A 17,325-nucleotide genomic window follows, 5' to 3' on the forward strand; every position below is an offset into this window, starting at 1 on the left:
AAAAGTGTAATTTATCGGCTGTAGGCTTAGATGTAAAGCGAAAGTTTATTAGTCAATACGTTTTTGCCAAATTTCAGATTTGATTGTAGTATACCGACAAAAATTATGGAGACTTTTATGACCCGCTCATCTGATTTATTCCACCAAGCCCAGACTCTTATCCCAGGAGGAGTTAACTCCCCAGTACGTGCATTTAAAGGTGTAGGCGGGGATCCTATTTTCTTTAAACAGGGGAAAGGGGCTTATCTTATTGATGAAGATAATAATGAATATATTGATTATGTGGGTTCGTGGGGACCGCTAATTTTAGGACATTGCCATCCTGCAGTGATTGATGCCGTAACAGAAGTGTTACATAGTGGAATGAGCTTTGGTGCGCCTACTGCGCTTGAGGTGCAATTAGCAGAAAAAATTATTTCTTTAATTCCTTCTATTGAAAAAGTACGCATGGTTAATTCAGGTACTGAAGCTACTATGACTGCAATCAGACTGGCTCGTGGAGTTACGGGTAAAAACAAATTTATCAAATTCAATGGTTGTTACCATGGTCATAGTGACAGTTTATTAGTTAAAGCAGGTTCAGGCCTTTTAACTTTGGGGATTCCCGCTACGCCAGGTATTCCTCAAAGTGTTACAGAACATACGTTAACTGCTGATTTTAATAATTTGGAGCAGACAGCGTCTTTATTTGCAAAATATCCGAATGATATTGCTGCCATTATTTTAGAACCTGTTGCTGGGAACATGGGATTTGTATTACCAGACCCTGATTTTCTAAAAGGCTTACGTGAATTATGTGATCAATATAACGCTTTACTTATTTTTGATGAGGTAATGACCGGCTTTCGAGTTGGATTACATGGTGCTCAAGGTGTTTTTGGTATTAGACCTGATATTACAACTTTAGGTAAAGTTATTGGTGGAGGAATGCCTGTGGGGGCTTTAGGTGGACGTGCGGATATTATGTCTCATTTAGCTCCAGAAGGACCTGTATATCAGGCTGGTACTCTTTCAGGAAATCCCTTGGCTATGGCTGCTGGTTTGGCGACCTTGAGTGAAATTGAAAAACCGGGCTTTTTTGATGTTTTAAGTCGTACGACGCAAACTTTAACTCAAGCATTAGCAACAGCGGCAGAAGCTGCAAAAATTCCATTGTTTACTGCATCTTTAGGCGGTATGTTTGGTTTTTGTTTTACAGAGAAAAAGCATATAGCAGATTACGCGGATATTGCTGCTTCGGATGAGGTTTTGTTTAAGAAGTTTTACCATGCCATGTTGGAAAAGGGTGTTTATTTTGCTCCGTCAATGTATGAAGCAGGATTTGTGTCTATTGCCCATGGTGAACCTGAGATTGCTAACACCCAGGAAGCTGCAGAGCAGGTTTTACGTAGTTTAGCTTAGGTTTGGCATTTTTTAAGAGTAGGTCAGGCCCATGGTTCGACATTTTCTCGTGCGCCAAGTTTTTGCAACTCCATAGAAACGTCGGGCGATGGGCCCGACCTACATATAATGTAGGTAGTATCAGTACAGCCTAATGCGGATTCAAGCAATATTCAGGCCAATTTTTCCCAGCCAAAATAAATTTTTAAAACACTAGACAGTCATTTTTGCCCATGTCATAGTGATTTTACGTTTTATGCTTGAAAGGATCGGCATTTTGAATAGAAAAAAGGATTTATTTAGTTCTATGCCAGAGGGGATTCTTGCCCTTTTTGCTATGCAGATAGTTTCTACCTTAAGCTTTAGTGTTCTGTATTCAACTTTAGTGTTATACATGGAAGGTAAATTAGGGGTCCAAGCTAGTTCTGCGCACAGCGTCATGGGGGTTTTTGTCGCCTTTAATTATGGTCTGCATTTACTTGGTGGTCTTTGGGGCGGGCGCTTATTGTCTAACCGCTCTTTATTTTGCGTAGGGATGGTTCTTCAAGTTATTGGCTGTGTTTTATTATCATTCTGTGAGGTAAGTTTGCTCTATTACGGTTTAGCAGCATTCTTATCTGGATCAGGCCTAAATGTTACCTGTATCAATTGTATGTTAACCCAACGATTTACTCCCGAGGATAATCGACGTGAATCAGCATTTTTAATGAATTATGCGGGTATGAATATTGGTTTCTTTGTTGGTTTTAGCTTAAGTGGTGTTTTTCAGCTAAGCCAAAATTATGAACGTCTTTTCTTGCTAAGTAGCTTGGGAAATCTAGCTGCATTAATTATTTGCTTGTACTGCTGGTCTCAATTGGCAGATCGAGAAACACAATACGCGTTAAAAGATAAAGCAGCACAGAAAAAATCAAATATTTGGGGAATGTTGTTCATTCTTGCGCTTCCAGTTTTGCTAAGCCAATTACTGCAGAATGCTGAATGGGCAAAAAAACTGGTTTTATTAACAGGCATATTGATGGTTGGTGTTATTGTTTATCTTGCAAAGCAACAAGAAACAAAAATTGCCCAAGATAAAATGTTGGCTTTTGTTGTATTGATGCTTGTTGGGACTATTTTTTGGATGCTCTATCATGTGGCTCCTATGGGCCTGACTACTTTTATCGAGCATAATGTTCAACGACAATTTGCTGACTGGATTATTCCACCGCAATGGTTTCAAAACATTAATACGGTGTGTATTGTTATTGGAGGGCCTTTACTTGGGGTCATCCTGCATAGAATGCGTAAAAAAGGAATCCAAGTAAATATTCCTACTCAATTTGCAATTGCTTTATTTTGTATTGGTTTTGCCTTCATTGTATTACCGATTGGTATAGCCTATGCGAATGATCTGGGTTTAGTTAATCCTTCATGGATTGTATTTTGTTATGTGTTACAAAGTATTGGGGAGCTTTTAATTTCTCCGATTGGTTATGCTATGATTGGTTATTTGGCACCGACATCATTACAAGGTATGATGATGGGTATGTGGATGCTAACTTCCGGTATTGGGGGAACTTTATCCAGCTATAGTTCCAATTGGATGATAGCAGGACAAAGCAGTAATTCTCCATTAGCGACGAATAGCGGTTACAGTTATGTATTTTTAATGTTAGGCTTATTTGCAGTGGCTTCTGCTGTGGTTTTGTTTGCGCTAGTTCCTAAATTACGCGCATTAATAAAAGAAAACGGCGAATCTGGATTGCAAGAGGCTAAAGCGTCGGTTTCTGAACGAGTGGTTGTATGTGAGTAATCTTTTTGTACCCATTAAAACGGCAGAGCTTGATTGGCATCAGGATCTGCCTTTTTCTATTCAATATGATGATGTTTATCATTCCTCAGCAAGTGGGATTGAGCAAAGTCGTTACGTATTTGTTGATGGAAATGATTTAATTTCCCGCTGGCAGAATGTGCCAGACCAAAGCCAATTTACCATCGCTGAGACAGGTTTTGGTACGGGGTTAAATTTTCTATTAACCTGGCAACTCTGGGAGCAGCATGCTCCAGAGCAGAGTTGTTTGCATTTCATATCCTGTGAAAAACATCCATTAACTCATAATGATTTAATCAAGTCATTGGCTTGCTGGCCTCAATTGGAAAAACAAGCCGCCCAGCTTATTGAACATTATCCCGTGTTAACTCCAGGTTATCATCATTTAATATTTGCTAATGGGAGGGTTCGCTTAACCTTAATGTTGGGTGATGCTCTAGAATGTTACGAGCAGTTATTAATTTGCGGTGAAGCTAATCTAGAGCGTTCTTTGCGTACTACCTATGTTAATGCTTGGTATCTTGATGGTTTTGCCCCCGCGAAAAACCAAAACATGTGGTCTGATTCGTTAATGAAGGTGATTGCGATGTTATCGCAAGAAGGCACGACTTTAGCGACCTATACGGCGGCCGGCATAGTCAAAGAAAACTTGCGCCAACATGGTTTTATAGTCGAGAAGAAAAAAGGATTCGGCCCCAAACGACATATGATTAGTGCTTATTTTAACCCGGACGAATTAGTAAGCCCGAAAAAAAGGCATACACCATGGCATGTAAGTCAGCCTGAGCATTACAATGAGCGTTCTGCATTAATTATTGGTGCGGGACTTGCAGGATGCTTTACGGCGCATTGTTTAGCTAAGCGTGGCTGGAAGGTCACTTTAATTGATGAACTTAATGAAGTAGGACAGGGGGCCTCTGCAAATCAACAGGCTGTTTTATTTCCGAAGTTATCCGCATACAATTCACCACTGACTCAGTTTATGTTGATGGCTTTTTTATACGCAAGCCGTGAATACAAAGCGATTTTAAGCCAACATGACATGGGGGTACTCAAGGGTTCTCTCTTATTGGCATACAATCAAAAAGAACAACAGGCACAAGCAAGCCTCGAGGAATGGCTCAATCAATACCCATCTTTGGGAACCTTAGTTAATGCACAACAAGCCTCTGAGCTGGCGGGAATCCCGTTACAGCAATCGGGATTATTTATACCATTATCAGGATGGATTAATTCCCCTGATCTATGCCAGTTTCTAGTTCGAACAGAAGGGATTAATTTAATTACAGATACTGTCGTCGATCAATTAGTCTTTGATCAAAAGTGGCGAGTAAATAATTGTGAGGCGGATGTGTTAATTTTGGCTAATGGTTATAAAGTAACGACTTTTCCAGAGACTGAGTCACTACCAATTAAACCCATAAGAGGGCAGATGACGGTGATGTCAGCGACATCAGAAACAACGGCTTTGCGAATGCCTTTATGTGCTGACGGGCATGTATTACCTGCTCATAGAGGTACACATTATCTTGGTGCTTCTTATGAGCTAAAAACAGATCATGCGACCATAAAAGAACAGGATGATTTGCTAAATTTGGATAAACTAAAATGTATCGCACCCGATGTATCTTGGTCTTATGAGGTCAAATCTCACTGGGCTGGAGTGCGGGCAACGACAACTGATTATTTACCCATTGTAGGCAGAATCGCCGATGCGACAGCTTTTAATACGCTATATGCAGGTCTCGAAAGTAATGCAAAACGTTGGATAGCCAAGGCTGGACCCTATTATCCAGGTCTTTATGCCTGCACAGGATTTGGTTCGCGTGGTTTAACCACTATTCCTTTGTGTGCTGAATGGTTAGCTGCACTTATTAATAATGAAATGTCTTTTCTACCTAGAAATATACAACAAGCATTATCACCTGCACGCTTTTTACGTAAAGATATAGTACGCGGAAAAATCGCAAGTCCTAAACATACGTAATGGGAATTTATCTGCTACACATGAAGAACATTCTGACCTGTCATTGGTTGAGCTAATTCATTTCTTTGATATTCATGGTACAATTAAATTTTTAGCAAAATGAAAAACACATGATCGATCTTCATTGTCATAGTCATTTTTCAGACGGGGCTTTAAGTCCTAAAGAACTTATAGAACGAGCGCAAAAACAAGGAATTCAGTGCTTATCTCTTACAGACCACGATACTGTTGCAGGCTACACTGAATTGGTGCAGGCAGCGGCATCTACTTCTATTAAGATTATTAATGGCATTGAATTGAGTACGCGTTGGAAAAAACATGATTTTCATATCCTAGGTTACCAAATCAATCATACGGATGGTCTATTTGCATTAATTCAGCGCCAAGTTGAAAGTCGCATTGAACGGGCAAAGCAGATTGGTGAGGCACTTAATGAGATTGGTGTCACTGATGCATATGCTAAAGCATGTGATTTAGCTGGACACACACGTGTTGCACGTCCTCATTTTGCTCGAGTATTGGTTAATGAAGGTAAGGCTAAGGATTTGCAAAAAGCATTTAAACAATATTTAGTACGTGGAAGAAATGCCTATATTCCTACGCCTTGGTTAACGGTTCAAGAGGCAGTAGAAGGCATTGTTGCCGCGGGAGGGCAGGCGGTTATTGCTCATCCGCTGAAATATGGATTGACGCGCTCTAAATTGCATGAGTTAATTGAAGATTTTAAAGAGGCTGGTGGTGTAGGTATTGAAGTGGTTTCAGGAGAGATGACTGTAACTGAAATCAATGAGATGGCAGGAATTTGCTTACGATTTAATCTTTTAGCATCTTCTGGATCTGATTTTCATGCTGATGGTATATCTCGTGTAAACCTTGGCGGTCAGAAGCAATTACCGGTAAACTGTGTGCCTATTTGGCATGAATGGAACATAAAACAGGGGACTTTATGAGTCAGTTTTTTGCATTACATCCTGATAATCCTCAAGCTCGTTTATTGAGAAAGGCTGTATCTATAATTCAAGATGGTGGCGTAATTGTTTATCCAACCGATTCGGGTTATGCCTTAGGTTGTAGCTTAGGAAATAAAGCCGCACTCGAACGGATTAGACGGTTAAGACAGTTGGATAAAAATCACAATATGACTTTGGTTTGCCGTGATTTATCGGAGTTAGGTACTTATGCTCGTGTTTCAAATCCAATATTCCGTTTATTAAAAGCACGAACGCCTGGTTCTTATACCTTTATTTTGAATGCAACTCATGAAGTACCACGCCTAATGTTGCATCCAAAGAAAAGAACACTAGGACTAAGGGTTCCTGATAATGTGATTACACTGGCCTTGTTGGATGCTTTAGAGTCTCCTTTAATGAGCAGAACTTTGATTCTTCCAGGTGCTAAGGCGCCATTGAGTGAGCCTGAAGCAATCAGGGATATTTTAGGTAACCAAATTGATTTAGTAATTGATGGCGGTAATTGTGGGCAAGAGCCAACTACTGTTGTTGATCTAACGGGTGATTATCCAGTGATTTTAAGGGAAGGAAAAGGTGATCCCGAGCCGTTTAGATAATTTTAAAACGGACTCATCTCCTTTAGTTACCCCTAAGTTGTATTTTAATAACAAAAAAGAGGATATTGATGTCAGCATTATTTAGTTCCAATAAACGGGTTGTTTCTGGTATGCGTGTAAGTGGACGATTACATCTCGGCCATTATCATGGCGTACTCAAAAATTGGATCAAATTACAACATCAATACGATTGCTTCTTTTTTGCTGCAGATTGGCATGGCCTAACAACTCAATATAATGAGCCGGGATTTATGGAGAAGCATCTGTGGGATATGATTATTGATTGGCTTGCTTGCGGTGTAAATCCGGGCTTATCACGCATTTTTATCCAATCCTGGGTTCCTGAGCATGCCGAACTGCATTTACTCTTATCCATGATTACTCCATTAGGTTGGTTAGAGCGTGTTCCTAGCTTTAAAGATCAACAGGAAAAGTTAAAAGAAAAAGATCTCTCAACCTATGGCTTTTTAGGTTATCCCTTATTGCAGAGTGCGGATGTTTTGTTATACCACGCTGACTATGTACCTGTAGGAGAAGATCAGGTTGCTCACATTGAGTTGACTCGTGAAATTGCGCGTCGTTTTAATCATCTCTATGGTAAAGAGCCTAATTTTGAAGAATTAGCTGCCGAAGCCATTAAAAAGATGGGCAAGAAAAATAGCAAAATATACAGTGAACTACGCCGCCAGTTCCAAGAGCATGGCAATCATGAGTCAATTAAGACAGCGCAAGCTTTGCTTGAAGATCAAGCTAATTTATCGATTGGCGATAAAGAGCGTCTTTTAGGCTATTTGGAAGGAAGTGGTAAGATTATTCTCACTGAGCCTCAGCCTTTGCTTTCCGCAACCTCAAAAATGCCGGGAACCGATGGGCAAAAAATGTCTAAATCTTATCATAATACTATTATGTTAAGAGAGGAGCCAGCACAAGTAGAAAAGAAGGTATTAACGATGCCAACTGATCCTGCGCGAGTTAAGCGAACGGATCCAGGTGAGCCTGAGAAATGTCCTGTATGGCAGTTCCATAAAATTTATTCTTCAGATGATGTGAAAGATTGGGTGCAAACTGGTTGCCGTACTGCTGGAATTGGTTGTATTGATTGTAAGCGACCCGTCATTGATGCCATTAATAAAGAATTGGAACCAATACAAGCTTCTATTGCTGATTATGAATCCGATTTAGGCTCAGTAAAGCGTATCGTTACAGAAGGAAGTGAGGCTGCTCGTGAAGAAGCCTGTAAGACAATGAATACGGTTAGAGAAGTGATGGGAATTGATTATTGATGGAAGCTGAAGTACTCAGTAAACCGGAAATTAAAGCCGTTGTTGATGGTAAAGAGTTTACTGAAATTCCAGATGATTTGTTTATCCCACCAGATGCGCTGGAGGTTCTTTTGGATTCCTTCAGCGGTCCGCTGGATTTGCTGTTATATCTTATTCGTAAGCAAAATATTGATATCCTAGATATTCCAATTGTTAGTATTACAAAGCAATATTTGCACTACATTCAATTAATGGAATACAGACGAATGGAGCTCGCGGCGGATTATTTACTGATGGCAGCAATGCTCGCTGAGATTAAGTCGCGGATGTTATTACCGGTTACACCAAGTGGTGATGAGGATGAAGATGAAGATCCTCGCATGACTTTAGTTCGTCGATTACAAGCGTACGAACAGATTAAACTCGCTGCCGAATTATTGGATGGCTTACCTAGACAAGACCGGGATAATTTTGCAATCCAATTAGAGGCTCCAGAAATAGAATTAATTAAAGTCCATCCGGAGGTGGAGTTGGCTGAATTGATTGCGGCAATGAAGACTTTATTGCAACGTGAAGAGCATATCAGCCATCATCAGATATCACGTGAAGCAATGTCTGTTCGCGATCGCATGAATGCAGTATTACTGCAATTACAAGAGCATAAGTTGCTCGAGTTTGGGCAATTATTTACTTTAGAAGAAGGGCGCATGGGATTGGTTGTTTCTTTGTTAGCGATACTTGAATTGGCCAGACAATCGCTAATTGTTATTACACAACAAGAAGCATTTTCTTCGATACATCTACAGGCAGCCTAAAATGGATGAAACTGAATTAAAAAATATCGTAGAAGCATTATTATTAAGTTCTTCTGAGCCTTTGTCTTTGGATAAGTTATTAGAGGTTTTCGAGGAATGGCAAAAACCAACGAAGGAGCAATTGCATGGTGTGATTGATCTGTTAAAAGCAGATTATGCTGCACGTGCATTTGAGCTGGTTCAGGTTGCTACGGGCTATACAATTCGAACTAAAAAAGAATTTGGTCCTTGGGTTGCTCGCTTGCAGATTGAAAAGCCAGCTAAATATTCGCGCGCATTTCTGGAAACTTTGGCAATAATTGCCTATAAGCAGCCAGTAACTCGTGCTGATATCGAAGAGTTACGTGGTGTGTCTGTAAATAGTCAGATTATGAAAACATTATTAGAGCGAGAATGGATTCGTATTGCAGGGTATAAGGATGTTGCGGGTAAACCTGCGGTTTATACAACAACGAGAGAATTTTTAAATTATTTTAACCTTAAAAATTTAAATGAACTTCCATCTTTACCCGAAGTATTGGAAACATTAACCCTAGATAATCCTATTGAAGAGTGTACTACTGAATGAGCAGCGAACGGTTACAAAAAATATTAAGCCAAGCGGGGCTTGGTTCACGTCGTGAAATGGAGCGATGGATTGAAAATGGTTGGGTACAAGTCAATGGAAAACCCGTTAAGTTGGGTGATTCTGCAACTGGCGAGGACAAAATTACAGTAAAGGGCAAGTTAATCGCTAACCCACTTAAAGTGAAACAAAATACACGGATTTTACTTTACCATAAGCCCGTTGGTGAAATATCAAGCCGCCATGATCCTAAATTTGAAAAAACAGTGTTTGATAACCTGCCTCATTTAAGACAAGGCCGTTGGGTACAAGTAGGGCGCTTGGATTTAAATACATCCGGCTTGCTGATTTTCACTAATAATGGTGAATTAGCAAATCAACTTATGCATCCTCGCTATGGTTTAGAGCGCGAATATGCGGTACGTGTACATGGGCAGGTAAGCCAAGAATCATTAAAGAATTTACTAAAAGGCGTTGAGCTTGACGATGGCGTTGCCAAATTTACTCGCCTGGAATCTCGTGGTGGAGAGGGAACAAACTCATGGTACCATGTGACGCTAAACGAAGGCCGTAACCGTGAAGTACGTCGTTTATGGGAATCACAAGGTGTTGAGGTCAGCCGCCTAATACGCGTTCGCTATGGTATGATTTCTATGCCAAGATATTTGACTCGTGGACAGACTTATGAATTAACCCCTAAAGAGGTAACTGATTTTTTAGCGTCGTTGCCTAAAGAATAATGCAGTTCGTAGGCTGGGCTGTAAAGCCCAGCAAATAGGGTTTAGTCTGCTACACATATTTCTATCTTATCTCATCAATGAAAGTTTTTTGCAAGCAGCCAGGCTACACTGTTTTAAAAATTCCGTGAAATGCATACGACACTGTAGTCCGTATTTAGAGTAGCGTAACAGGTCGCTTTGTATACGTGAAGACATTGTGCCACAACATCCCGTATTACGACTTCGTTGAATACGGGTGCTACTTTCGTTGAAGCTACGGAGAGTTAGGTGGTGTATGTGCTCTTGCCAAAAGGCTTGAGCGATTCTGCAATATGTTTGTACAATTCAGGCAACCAACGTGGTTGTGCGAAAGTTGAAGTAGATGGCTTTTCATGACGTAAGTCATTCGGGGCGATTATTATCTGAATATTATTTAAGCCAACACGACGTGCCAAAATAAAGAGTTGATCAATGGCCAAGTCTCCAATGGCTAAACAACCTACAGATAAGTTTTTGCCATGAATAAAAATGTTATTACCTAGCTGTCTTCTTCCATCTTCATACCCTTTTTTTCTATCAAAGTTATTAGGATAGTTAATCATCATAGATAAATGCATACTACTGAATGGGTTAAAATTCACTAATTTGTATACACCTTCAGGAATTTGCTTGTCATTTTCACGTAATTTCGGACCAAGACGACCGCTAAAACCAGTTAATGGATAATTATGGACATGTGTCCAATCTTGATCGGAGTTTTTTGCCCAAAGCTCTACTCGACGCTCTGATTTAAATGCAAGCAGCGCAATTTCGCGGGGGGGATAGCTTACCTTTGCTTTGGTAAAGTAAGACTTTAATTGGGGCTCAACACGTAAACCATAACGTTTTATTGCACGGTCAACTGCCTGATCCCAGTCAAGCTTATGTGACATCGCAAAGCTATTCAAACTCAACAGCATAATTGCCAAAGTAATAAGACGTTTCATAAAAACACTAAGATGATAAATTATAGGCATGGTATCAAATAATAGTCCGTAGAACAATTCAAAACTCCCAGGCGGGGAATGTAAACAGTCCCTAAAAATGCTTGGGTATCAATAACCTTACTTACTTTTTTCTGGTTTAGCCGCTTTCGTTGACAACAAATGTAACTGAGTTGTAACAAAACTTGGACTTGTTGCTAAGTGACCTACAGAAGCAACTAATCCATAATAATTAGGGCACAAATACATTACTGTGTCATCGGGCATAACTTTATAAAATACATATTTATAATCACAATAACTTGGTTTGTTAAATAGAGCAACCTGCATTACCGGTGTCCCAGGTTTTTTATCTTCAATGAATATGGCATTAACCCACACATTGATTACCACTAAAAATGCACCCACAACAACTAAGGCATTAATAAAGGTAGCAATATAGTTAAAAACTGGATGGCCGCTACTTAAGTGCATAATGACACGAATCAGTGAAACGAGTAGAACCAATAAGGTAAAGGAGTAAATTGCTGCATTTGTATAATCAAAATAAGTACTAAAAATTTGATTTCCAGAAAATTGGAAATGAATAAGCACCGCAATAAGGCTAATCCAAAGAGAAGAAATAACATACTGAATAGCTTTTCTTTTAATTCCAATAATTAAATGCACTAAAGCAATTAATGGGAAAAAATATTGAATAACTTGGGCCAGCGTGTACATTAAGTTCATTTCTTAAATTAAAGCTTATTTTTCCTAGATTTACATAGTTATATCAGGATTTTAAAGTGTTGGCTAGACGTGTGATTAAAAGAAATATGGGCTGGTTTTGTTAAGGTTGCCTGCAACCAAACTACAGTTTTTGTCTAATTAAAATAATATATGGCTGCGTTGGATACGTTGTAGATTTAATCATTTCATCTGGAAGAACGATTTTTCGTACACCAAAAGCATTCTTAATGCCTGCTAGATAGTCTAGTGGGTTAATCAAATCGGGAGTGTAGCCTAGGTTATTACGAGCTCTATTAATTGGTGCCCTCGGATGCAAGCTTCCAATCCATAAAGGCTTGTTTGATTTTGATAAATTATAATTTGACTCCCAAACTCTTAATTCTAAAGTTAAATTAGATTTACTATCCGTATAAACCATACTTAATGAAGGAGCTTTATTTTCATATAACTGCGTTAACAAGGGCAATTTAATATTAGTTGGTTGACTGTTTATCCACGTAAGTAAATTAGAAAAAAATGACTCTGTATGAGGGATCCATCCTTTTTGGGCCAGATGTTCTTCAAGAACCGCGAGATCTCCAGCGTATTCAATATTAAATAAGCTAATTCTTTTCCCAATTCGATTCAGTCTATAAATTGGTAATGTTGGTTTTTTTTGACTCCACCAAGCTGCTTCGTCGAGAACAAATTCCTTATGATACGGAGTGTGGTTATACGAAAGGGTCTGAAAATTAACGTAAGTAGAAATTAGGGTTCCCAAGAGGGTACATGCAAAAAGAGACAAAATCATGTAAACCGCTTTGTTTACTGTAATTGGCTGCATAGACCACCTTCTATAAAGAAGACTACAAAATAAACCGATGGTTGCTCCGGCAAGATAAGAGGCTAGTACGTCAGTTAACCAATAGTCGCCCAAGTAAAGAGCCCCAAATCCACTTAAGGCAAGAATACTAAATACAAAAGTTCTTAGCGTGTTGGTGAATGGGGAATAGATCCTATTAATGTAAAATAGAATGAATCCGTAAAAAGCAGAGGCCACGAGAATATGTGCTGCCGGATAGGAGGAGCCGGGCATGAGAACTAATAATCCGGGTGGTCTTGGGGTATATATAAAATGAGAAAGTATAAAAACTACTAAAACACTGAAAAGAATTAAGCCACTACTATAAATTATCGCTTTATAATTCTTGCTATAAATAAACCAGCAACAGCTGGCAATAAAGAGACACCCTATTGTGATTGTAGAGGTGAGTTGGGTGCAAAAAATAAAAAATGCAGCTAATACCAAAGAGTGGAAGCTTTGAATAAATAAATGAGTTGGCGTATTTATAACATTGAGCCATTGTCCCTGGAGCGTTAATCCAGTAAAAATAATAAAACCCGAAAAACAGAATAACGTTATAAGAACAAGTGACGCGGTAGTATCATGATTTTTTTCACTTTTTGGAGTAATGGCTCGCGCTAAAGGTGAGAATAGAGATTTCCGTTTCAATCGATTAAGCCAAAAACTGTGTAGGTTGCTTTTAAAGAAGTTGCTTAATTTCATAACAAGCCATTTTATCATTAAGCTCAGAAGCCAGAGAACTCCCAAAAGGATGAGAATTATGACAAATAAATGGGTTGCCGAGTCTACTGACAGTTCATGGCTGGCTGCACCAATAACGACACCTGGCATCACATAAAGCAGGGACCAACCAACAGCAGATAAGAAATTTGCGATAAGAAAACGCCATTGTGGCATATGCATTATCCCAGCAATGACTGGAATAATTGAGCGTAATGGACCAACGAAGCGACCAATTAATACGCTTTTTCCCCCATGCATTTCAAAAAAGTCTTTACCATATTTGAGCCATGATGGGTATTTTTTAAAAGGCCAAATCTCGGTTAGTCGATCACTGTAAACATAGCCTAGGGTATAGCTTAGGCTATCGCCAGCTATGGCACCAAGAGTTGCTGCTATTAGCGTCAGATCTATACGCATAGCTCCGGATCCGGCCAGCATTCCTATTGCCGTCATTGTAACACTTCCGGGGACTATGCTGCCGATAATCGCTAAAGATTCCGCTAATGAAATTAAAAAGGTAATGAACAGAGCCCAGTGTGGGTAGTGTTGTAACCAATCTTTAAGTGGTGCTACATAATCTACGAACAAACTCATAAGGGCTCATTGGCTAAATTGTTGTAGAAAATATTGCGTGAATTGTTGATTAACGTCTTCTAATGATACTTGTGGATAAAAATGACTGATTTGCGTCATTTCCATTTTAGCAAATCCACAAGGGTTAATTCCTAAGAATGGTTTTAAATCCATATCAACATTCAGTGCAATTCCATGATAGGTACATCCATTTTTGACTCGTAAACCAATCGAGGCAATTTTTTGATCTTTGACATAAACACCAGGGGCACCACAACGAATGCCTGCTTCAATATCATAGTGACCTAAGACAGATATTAAGGTCTGTTCCAATTGAGAAACTAAGGTTCGCACGCCTAGGTTTATTCTGTTTATATCCATTAAAACGTAAGCAACTAACTGCCCTGGGCCATGATAGGTTACTTGCCCGCCTCGATCGGATTGAACGACTGGTATGGCGGCGGGATTTAAAATGTGTTCAGGCTTTCCCGCCTGACCTTGGGTATAGACAGCATGATGTTCCAATAGCCAAAGCTCATCGCGAGTTTGAGCATCACGATTTAACGTGAACTCTTTCATCTGGAGCCAAACATCACTATAGTTTTGAATACCAAGCTGTCGTACTTGCATTATAGAACCATTTTAATATCAGGATGCTTTGTCACGTCTTGATAGAAGGCATCAAGCATCGCCTGGTTTTCTGCATAAACAACTACCGTAATTGCTAAAAAATTATTTTCCTTACTGGGCTTATGAGTAATTTTCTCTTGCTCAATTTCTGGAAAATGTTTTAGCGTTATTTCCCTAATTTCTTCAAGAAATTTTGGGGAGTTTTTCCCCATTATTTTTATAGGAAAATGACAGGGAAATTCGATTAATGTTGTTTTAGTCATCTTATAGCCTTAAGAGCCAAACCAGCTTCTAAATGTTAAGCGAATAGAGTCTTTCATACGAGTAAAGAAGCCCCCAGACTCAACATCTTGTAATGCATAAACAGGACGAGTCGCCACAACATTATTATCAAATTGTACAACTAAATCACCCACTTTATCGCCTTTTTTAATCGGTGCTTCTAAATAAGAAGGGATCTTTGTTGATACATTAAGGCGTTGATATTGACCAGTAGGAATCGTAATGAATTGATCTTCATTCAATCCGACAGATATTTTATCTGCTGTTCCTTTATAAAGGGGAAGTTCGGTAACTGATTGGCCTGTCTTATAAAGTTGATGCGTTTCAAAAAATCTAAAGCCATAGTTTAATAATTTTTCACTATCGTCAGCACGTGAGGAGTCACTTGGCTCACCTAAAACGACGGCTAGTAGGCGCATATTATCGCGTTTAGCAGAAGATACTAGGCAAAAGCCCGCTTCATTTGTATGACCCGTTTTTAAACCATCAACTTGATTATCACGCCACAAAAGACGGTTTCTGTTGGGTTGACGAATTCCGTTATAAGTAAACCATTTTTGTTTGTACCATTCATAGTATTGTGGGAAATCAACAACTAAAGCTCTACCAAGAATTGCTAAGTCTTTTGCAGTTGTATAGAGGTTTGCATCGGGTAAGCCAGTACTGTCTGTAAAATGGCTATTTTTCATGCCAAGGTTTTGAGCTTGTTGGTTCATCAGGTCAGTGAATGAATTTTCAGTTCCACCAATGTGTTCTGCCATCGCCACGCATGCATCGTTACCTGAGTCGACGATAATTCCTTTGAGCAAGTCTTCAACTGGAACTTGCTGGCCTTCCTTAATAAACATTCGTGAGCCACCTATTTTCCAGGCCTCTTTACTCACGCGAACTAAATCAGTTAAATGGATTTGCTCATGTTGGAGTGCGTTTGAGATAACATATAATGTCATCATTTTGGTTAGGCTGGCAGGAGGTAAACGTTCTTCACTATTTTTTTCAGCAATAATTTTTCCACTGTTTACATCGATAAGAATGTAAGCTTTTGCGTTCAGTAGGGGCGCTGCTGGAGTAACCAAAGGCTTATTGGTAACTGTTGGGGAAGGTCTTTCCAGATCGGCATTAGGTGTTGGCCTTTCTAGCGTGTCGGTGCCATCAGCAAAAGTATTTGTTGATTGAACGAATAAAGTGATAAGAAACAATGTAGTCAATAAAAAAGACGTTGCGCGTGTCATGTTTTTACCTGATATGGGTTACAAAATGTCATATCTTACCACAGCCTAGTGCAGGCGACCAATTAACAGATTAAGAAATATTGAATTATTTTCATAAAAAAAAGAATATTCTTAGTAGGGTGGCTAGGTTTATTTAGAACAATATTTTTATTATTAACCCATGTGGGCTTTATATGATTCTATTCGGTTTGTATTAAGTCTTTTTGGGCTTAAATTTTATGGTTATGAGTTTTTTTTCCAGTTAATCCTTCGAAATTTTGTAATCTTTCTGTATATTACTGCGAAGATTTATTTCAAAATTGGAAATTTATGAGAAAGATACTTATTGCTTTAGCAATCTTATTATCAGGTTGCCAAACTACAAATCAGTCTCTTAACTCTGGGGTGTCAGGAAACAAACACGCTGCAAAAAGTACCCCGCAGAATAGAAACCAAGCGATTTATAATCGATATAAGAATAAAGGAAATCGCTACACCCAAGTGCAGGATGGCGCACCAATTAAAGAACGTAAAATGAGCTTTAAGGAGCCTGTTCCGACTCAAGAGCCTTTAAGCCGTTATGGAAATCCTACGGAGTATTATGTTGATGGTAAAACTTATCGGGTGATGACAAATACACGGCGATATAAAGCACGAGGAACGGCTTCATGGTATGGAACTAAATTCCATAAGCAACGAACTTCAAGTGGTGAGCCATATAACATGTATGTTATGTCGGCAGCACATAAGACTTTACCATTACCTACTTATGTTCGTGTGAAAAATCTAAATAATGGCAAAGTAGCTGTAGTCAAAGTAAACGATCGAGGTCCGTTTCATTCTGACCGAATAATTGATTTGTCTTATGCAGCAGCATTAAAACTGGGCGTATTTCCTAAAGGTACTGCTCTTGTAGAGATTGAAGCATTAGCTGGTCCTGCGACGGAAGGACGCTATTTTATTCAAGCAGGAGCTTTTGTAACGGCTACATCGGCAAAACAATTGAAATCGAAATTAGATCGTCTATCCCGTTCGCCGGTGACTATTGAACATTATAAAAAGCACTATATTGTTCGGGTCGGACCATTTGCGAATAAGGATATGGCAGACAGTTTAAAGCAAAAATTAGCACGTAATGGTGTAAAAGGTTCTTTTTCCGTTTTGATTTAGCGGCGGTATATGGAATAATTAACGTTGTGAGATCAAAATAGTTTTTAATTTTAATGGTGAGGTGTTCGATAA

Annotated in this window: 16 protein-coding genes; 10 read left to right on the forward strand and 6 right to left on the reverse strand. The window is 39.1% G+C overall.

All coding sequences use genetic code 11. The features are described from left to right. Positions 1-117 precede the first annotated feature (117 nt). The 9 genes from hemL to rluB all read left to right on the forward strand — a co-directional run bounded on the left by hemL (position 118) and on the right by rluB (position 10,129). Positions 118-1,401, forward strand: a complete 1,284-nt coding sequence (gene hemL, locus J2N86_RS07955; RefSeq protein WP_252578847.1) for a glutamate-1-semialdehyde 2,1-aminomutase — start codon at positions 118-120, stop codon at positions 1,399-1,401. Between the two features lie 286 nt (positions 1,402-1,687). Continuing rightward, complete coding sequence (locus J2N86_RS07960) at positions 1,688-3,175, forward strand: peptide MFS transporter (protein ID WP_252582425.1); 1,488 nt, start codon at positions 1,688-1,690, stop codon at positions 3,173-3,175. Beyond that, entirely contained in the window at positions 3,168-5,180 is a 2,013-nt protein-coding gene (mnmC, locus tag J2N86_RS07965) for a bifunctional tRNA (5-methylaminomethyl-2-thiouridine)(34)-methyltransferase MnmD/FAD-dependent 5-carboxymethylaminomethyl-2-thiouridine(34) oxidoreductase MnmC (RefSeq protein WP_252578849.1), read from the forward strand. Before J2N86_RS07960 ends, mnmC begins: the two co-directional genes overlap by 8 nt. 110 nt (positions 5,181-5,290) lie before the next feature. Next, entirely contained in the window at positions 5,291-6,130 is an 840-nt protein-coding gene (locus J2N86_RS07970) for a PHP domain-containing protein (protein ID WP_252578851.1), read from the forward strand. Further along, positions 6,127-6,747: an L-threonylcarbamoyladenylate synthase gene (locus J2N86_RS07975; protein WP_252578853.1), complete on the forward strand. Its 621-nt coding sequence runs from the start codon at positions 6,127-6,129 to the stop codon at positions 6,745-6,747. Before J2N86_RS07970 ends, J2N86_RS07975 begins: the two co-directional genes overlap by 4 nt. A gap of 68 nt (positions 6,748-6,815) precedes the next feature. Continuing rightward, the gene (locus J2N86_RS07980; protein WP_252578855.1) at positions 6,816-8,030 is read left to right on the forward strand and encodes a tryptophan--tRNA ligase; all 1,215 of its coding nucleotides are present in this window, start codon (positions 6,816-6,818) and stop codon (positions 8,028-8,030) included. After that, complete coding sequence (locus J2N86_RS07985; RefSeq protein ID WP_252578857.1) at positions 8,030-8,824, forward strand: segregation and condensation protein A; 795 nt, start codon at positions 8,030-8,032, stop codon at positions 8,822-8,824. Before J2N86_RS07980 ends, J2N86_RS07985 begins: the two co-directional genes overlap by 1 nt. A 1-nt stretch (position 8,825) precedes the next feature. After that, positions 8,826-9,392: an SMC-Scp complex subunit ScpB gene (gene scpB, locus J2N86_RS07990; RefSeq protein WP_252578858.1), complete on the forward strand. Its 567-nt coding sequence runs from the start codon at positions 8,826-8,828 to the stop codon at positions 9,390-9,392. Next, positions 9,389-10,129 (forward strand): 23S rRNA pseudouridine(2605) synthase RluB, encoded by a 741-nt coding sequence (rluB, locus tag J2N86_RS07995; protein WP_252578859.1) that lies wholly within the window; start codon positions 9,389-9,391, stop codon positions 10,127-10,129. The genes scpB and rluB overlap by 4 nt, the downstream gene beginning before the upstream one ends. Positions 10,130-10,392: 263 nt before the next feature. On the opposite strand, the gene J2N86_RS08000 is transcribed toward rluB, so the two are convergent. From J2N86_RS08000 to J2N86_RS08025, 6 genes are all read right to left on the reverse strand, one after another. Next, positions 10,393-11,094 carry a L,D-transpeptidase family protein gene (locus J2N86_RS08000; RefSeq protein WP_252578861.1) on the reverse strand — a complete coding sequence of 234 codons (702 nt, stop codon included), beginning with the start codon at positions 11,092-11,094 and terminating at the stop codon, positions 10,393-10,395. A gap of 117 nt (positions 11,095-11,211) precedes the next feature. Further along, entirely contained in the window at positions 11,212-11,811 is a 600-nt protein-coding gene (locus tag J2N86_RS08005; RefSeq protein ID WP_252578863.1) for a type I secretion system protein LssZ, read from the reverse strand. Positions 11,812-11,941: 130 nt separating this feature from the next. Further along, the gene (locus tag J2N86_RS08010; protein ID WP_252578865.1) at positions 11,942-13,981 is read right to left on the reverse strand and encodes a bifunctional DedA family/phosphatase PAP2 family protein; all 2,040 of its coding nucleotides are present in this window, start codon (positions 13,979-13,981) and stop codon (positions 11,942-11,944) included. A gap of 6 nt (positions 13,982-13,987) precedes the next feature. After that, positions 13,988-14,590 (reverse strand): lipoyl(octanoyl) transferase LipB, encoded by a 603-nt coding sequence (gene lipB / locus J2N86_RS08015; RefSeq protein ID WP_252578867.1) that lies wholly within the window; start codon positions 14,588-14,590, stop codon positions 13,988-13,990. Then, a complete protein-coding gene (locus J2N86_RS08020; protein ID WP_252578868.1) occupies positions 14,590-14,853 on the reverse strand; it encodes an HP0495 family protein in 264 nt (87 codons plus the stop codon). Before J2N86_RS08020 ends, lipB begins: the two co-directional genes overlap by 1 nt. A gap of 9 nt (positions 14,854-14,862) precedes the next feature. Next, positions 14,863-16,104: a D-alanyl-D-alanine carboxypeptidase family protein gene (locus J2N86_RS08025; RefSeq protein ID WP_252578869.1), complete on the reverse strand. Its 1,242-nt coding sequence runs from the start codon at positions 16,102-16,104 to the stop codon at positions 14,863-14,865. 309 nt (positions 16,105-16,413) lie between these two features. Between J2N86_RS08025 and J2N86_RS08030 the strand changes: the two genes are divergently transcribed. Beyond that, the gene (locus J2N86_RS08030; RefSeq protein ID WP_252578870.1) at positions 16,414-17,253 is read left to right on the forward strand and encodes a septal ring lytic transglycosylase RlpA family protein; all 840 of its coding nucleotides are present in this window, start codon (positions 16,414-16,416) and stop codon (positions 17,251-17,253) included. The last annotated feature ends 72 nt before the right edge of the window (positions 17,254-17,325 follow it).

The sequence above is a fragment of the Legionella lytica genome, from assembly GCF_023921225.1.
GTDB lineage: Bacteria > Pseudomonadota > Gammaproteobacteria > Legionellales > Legionellaceae > Legionella > Legionella lytica.

Bases quoted from the DNA above. Each gene is read 5' to 3' on its own strand.
- hemL (WP_252578847.1), top strand. From the start codon at position 118: ATGACCCGCTCATCTGATTTATTCCACCAAGCCCAGACTCTTATCCCA.
- J2N86_RS07960 (WP_252582425.1), top strand. From the start codon at position 1,688: ATGCCAGAGGGGATTCTTGCCCTTTTTGCTATGCAGATAGTTTCTACC.
- J2N86_RS07970 (WP_252578851.1), top strand. From the start codon at position 5,291: ATGATCGATCTTCATTGTCATAGTCATTTTTCAGACGGGGCTTTAAGT.
- J2N86_RS07975 (WP_252578853.1), top strand. From the start codon at position 6,127: ATGAGTCAGTTTTTTGCATTACATCCTGATAATCCTCAAGCTCGTTTA.
- J2N86_RS07980 (WP_252578855.1), top strand. From the start codon at position 6,816: ATGTCAGCATTATTTAGTTCCAATAAACGGGTTGTTTCTGGTATGCGT.
- J2N86_RS07985 (WP_252578857.1), top strand. From the start codon at position 8,030: ATGGAAGCTGAAGTACTCAGTAAACCGGAAATTAAAGCCGTTGTTGAT.
- scpB (WP_252578858.1), top strand. From the start codon at position 8,826: ATGGATGAAACTGAATTAAAAAATATCGTAGAAGCATTATTATTAAGT.
- rluB (WP_252578859.1), top strand. From the start codon at position 9,389: ATGAGCAGCGAACGGTTACAAAAAATATTAAGCCAAGCGGGGCTTGGT.
- J2N86_RS08000 (WP_252578861.1), bottom strand. From the start codon at position 11,094: ATGAAACGTCTTATTACTTTGGCAATTATGCTGTTGAGTTTGAATAGC.
- J2N86_RS08005 (WP_252578863.1), bottom strand. From the start codon at position 11,811: ATGTACACGCTGGCCCAAGTTATTCAATATTTTTTCCCATTAATTGCT.
- J2N86_RS08010 (WP_252578865.1), bottom strand. From the start codon at position 13,981: ATGAGTTTGTTCGTAGATTATGTAGCACCACTTAAAGATTGGTTACAA.
- lipB (WP_252578867.1), bottom strand. From the start codon at position 14,590: ATGCAAGTACGACAGCTTGGTATTCAAAACTATAGTGATGTTTGGCTC.
- J2N86_RS08020 (WP_252578868.1), bottom strand. From the start codon at position 14,853: ATGACTAAAACAACATTAATCGAATTTCCCTGTCATTTTCCTATAAAA.
- J2N86_RS08025 (WP_252578869.1), bottom strand. From the start codon at position 16,104: ATGACACGCGCAACGTCTTTTTTATTGACTACATTGTTTCTTATCACT.
- J2N86_RS08030 (WP_252578870.1), top strand. From the start codon at position 16,414: ATGAGAAAGATACTTATTGCTTTAGCAATCTTATTATCAGGTTGCCAA.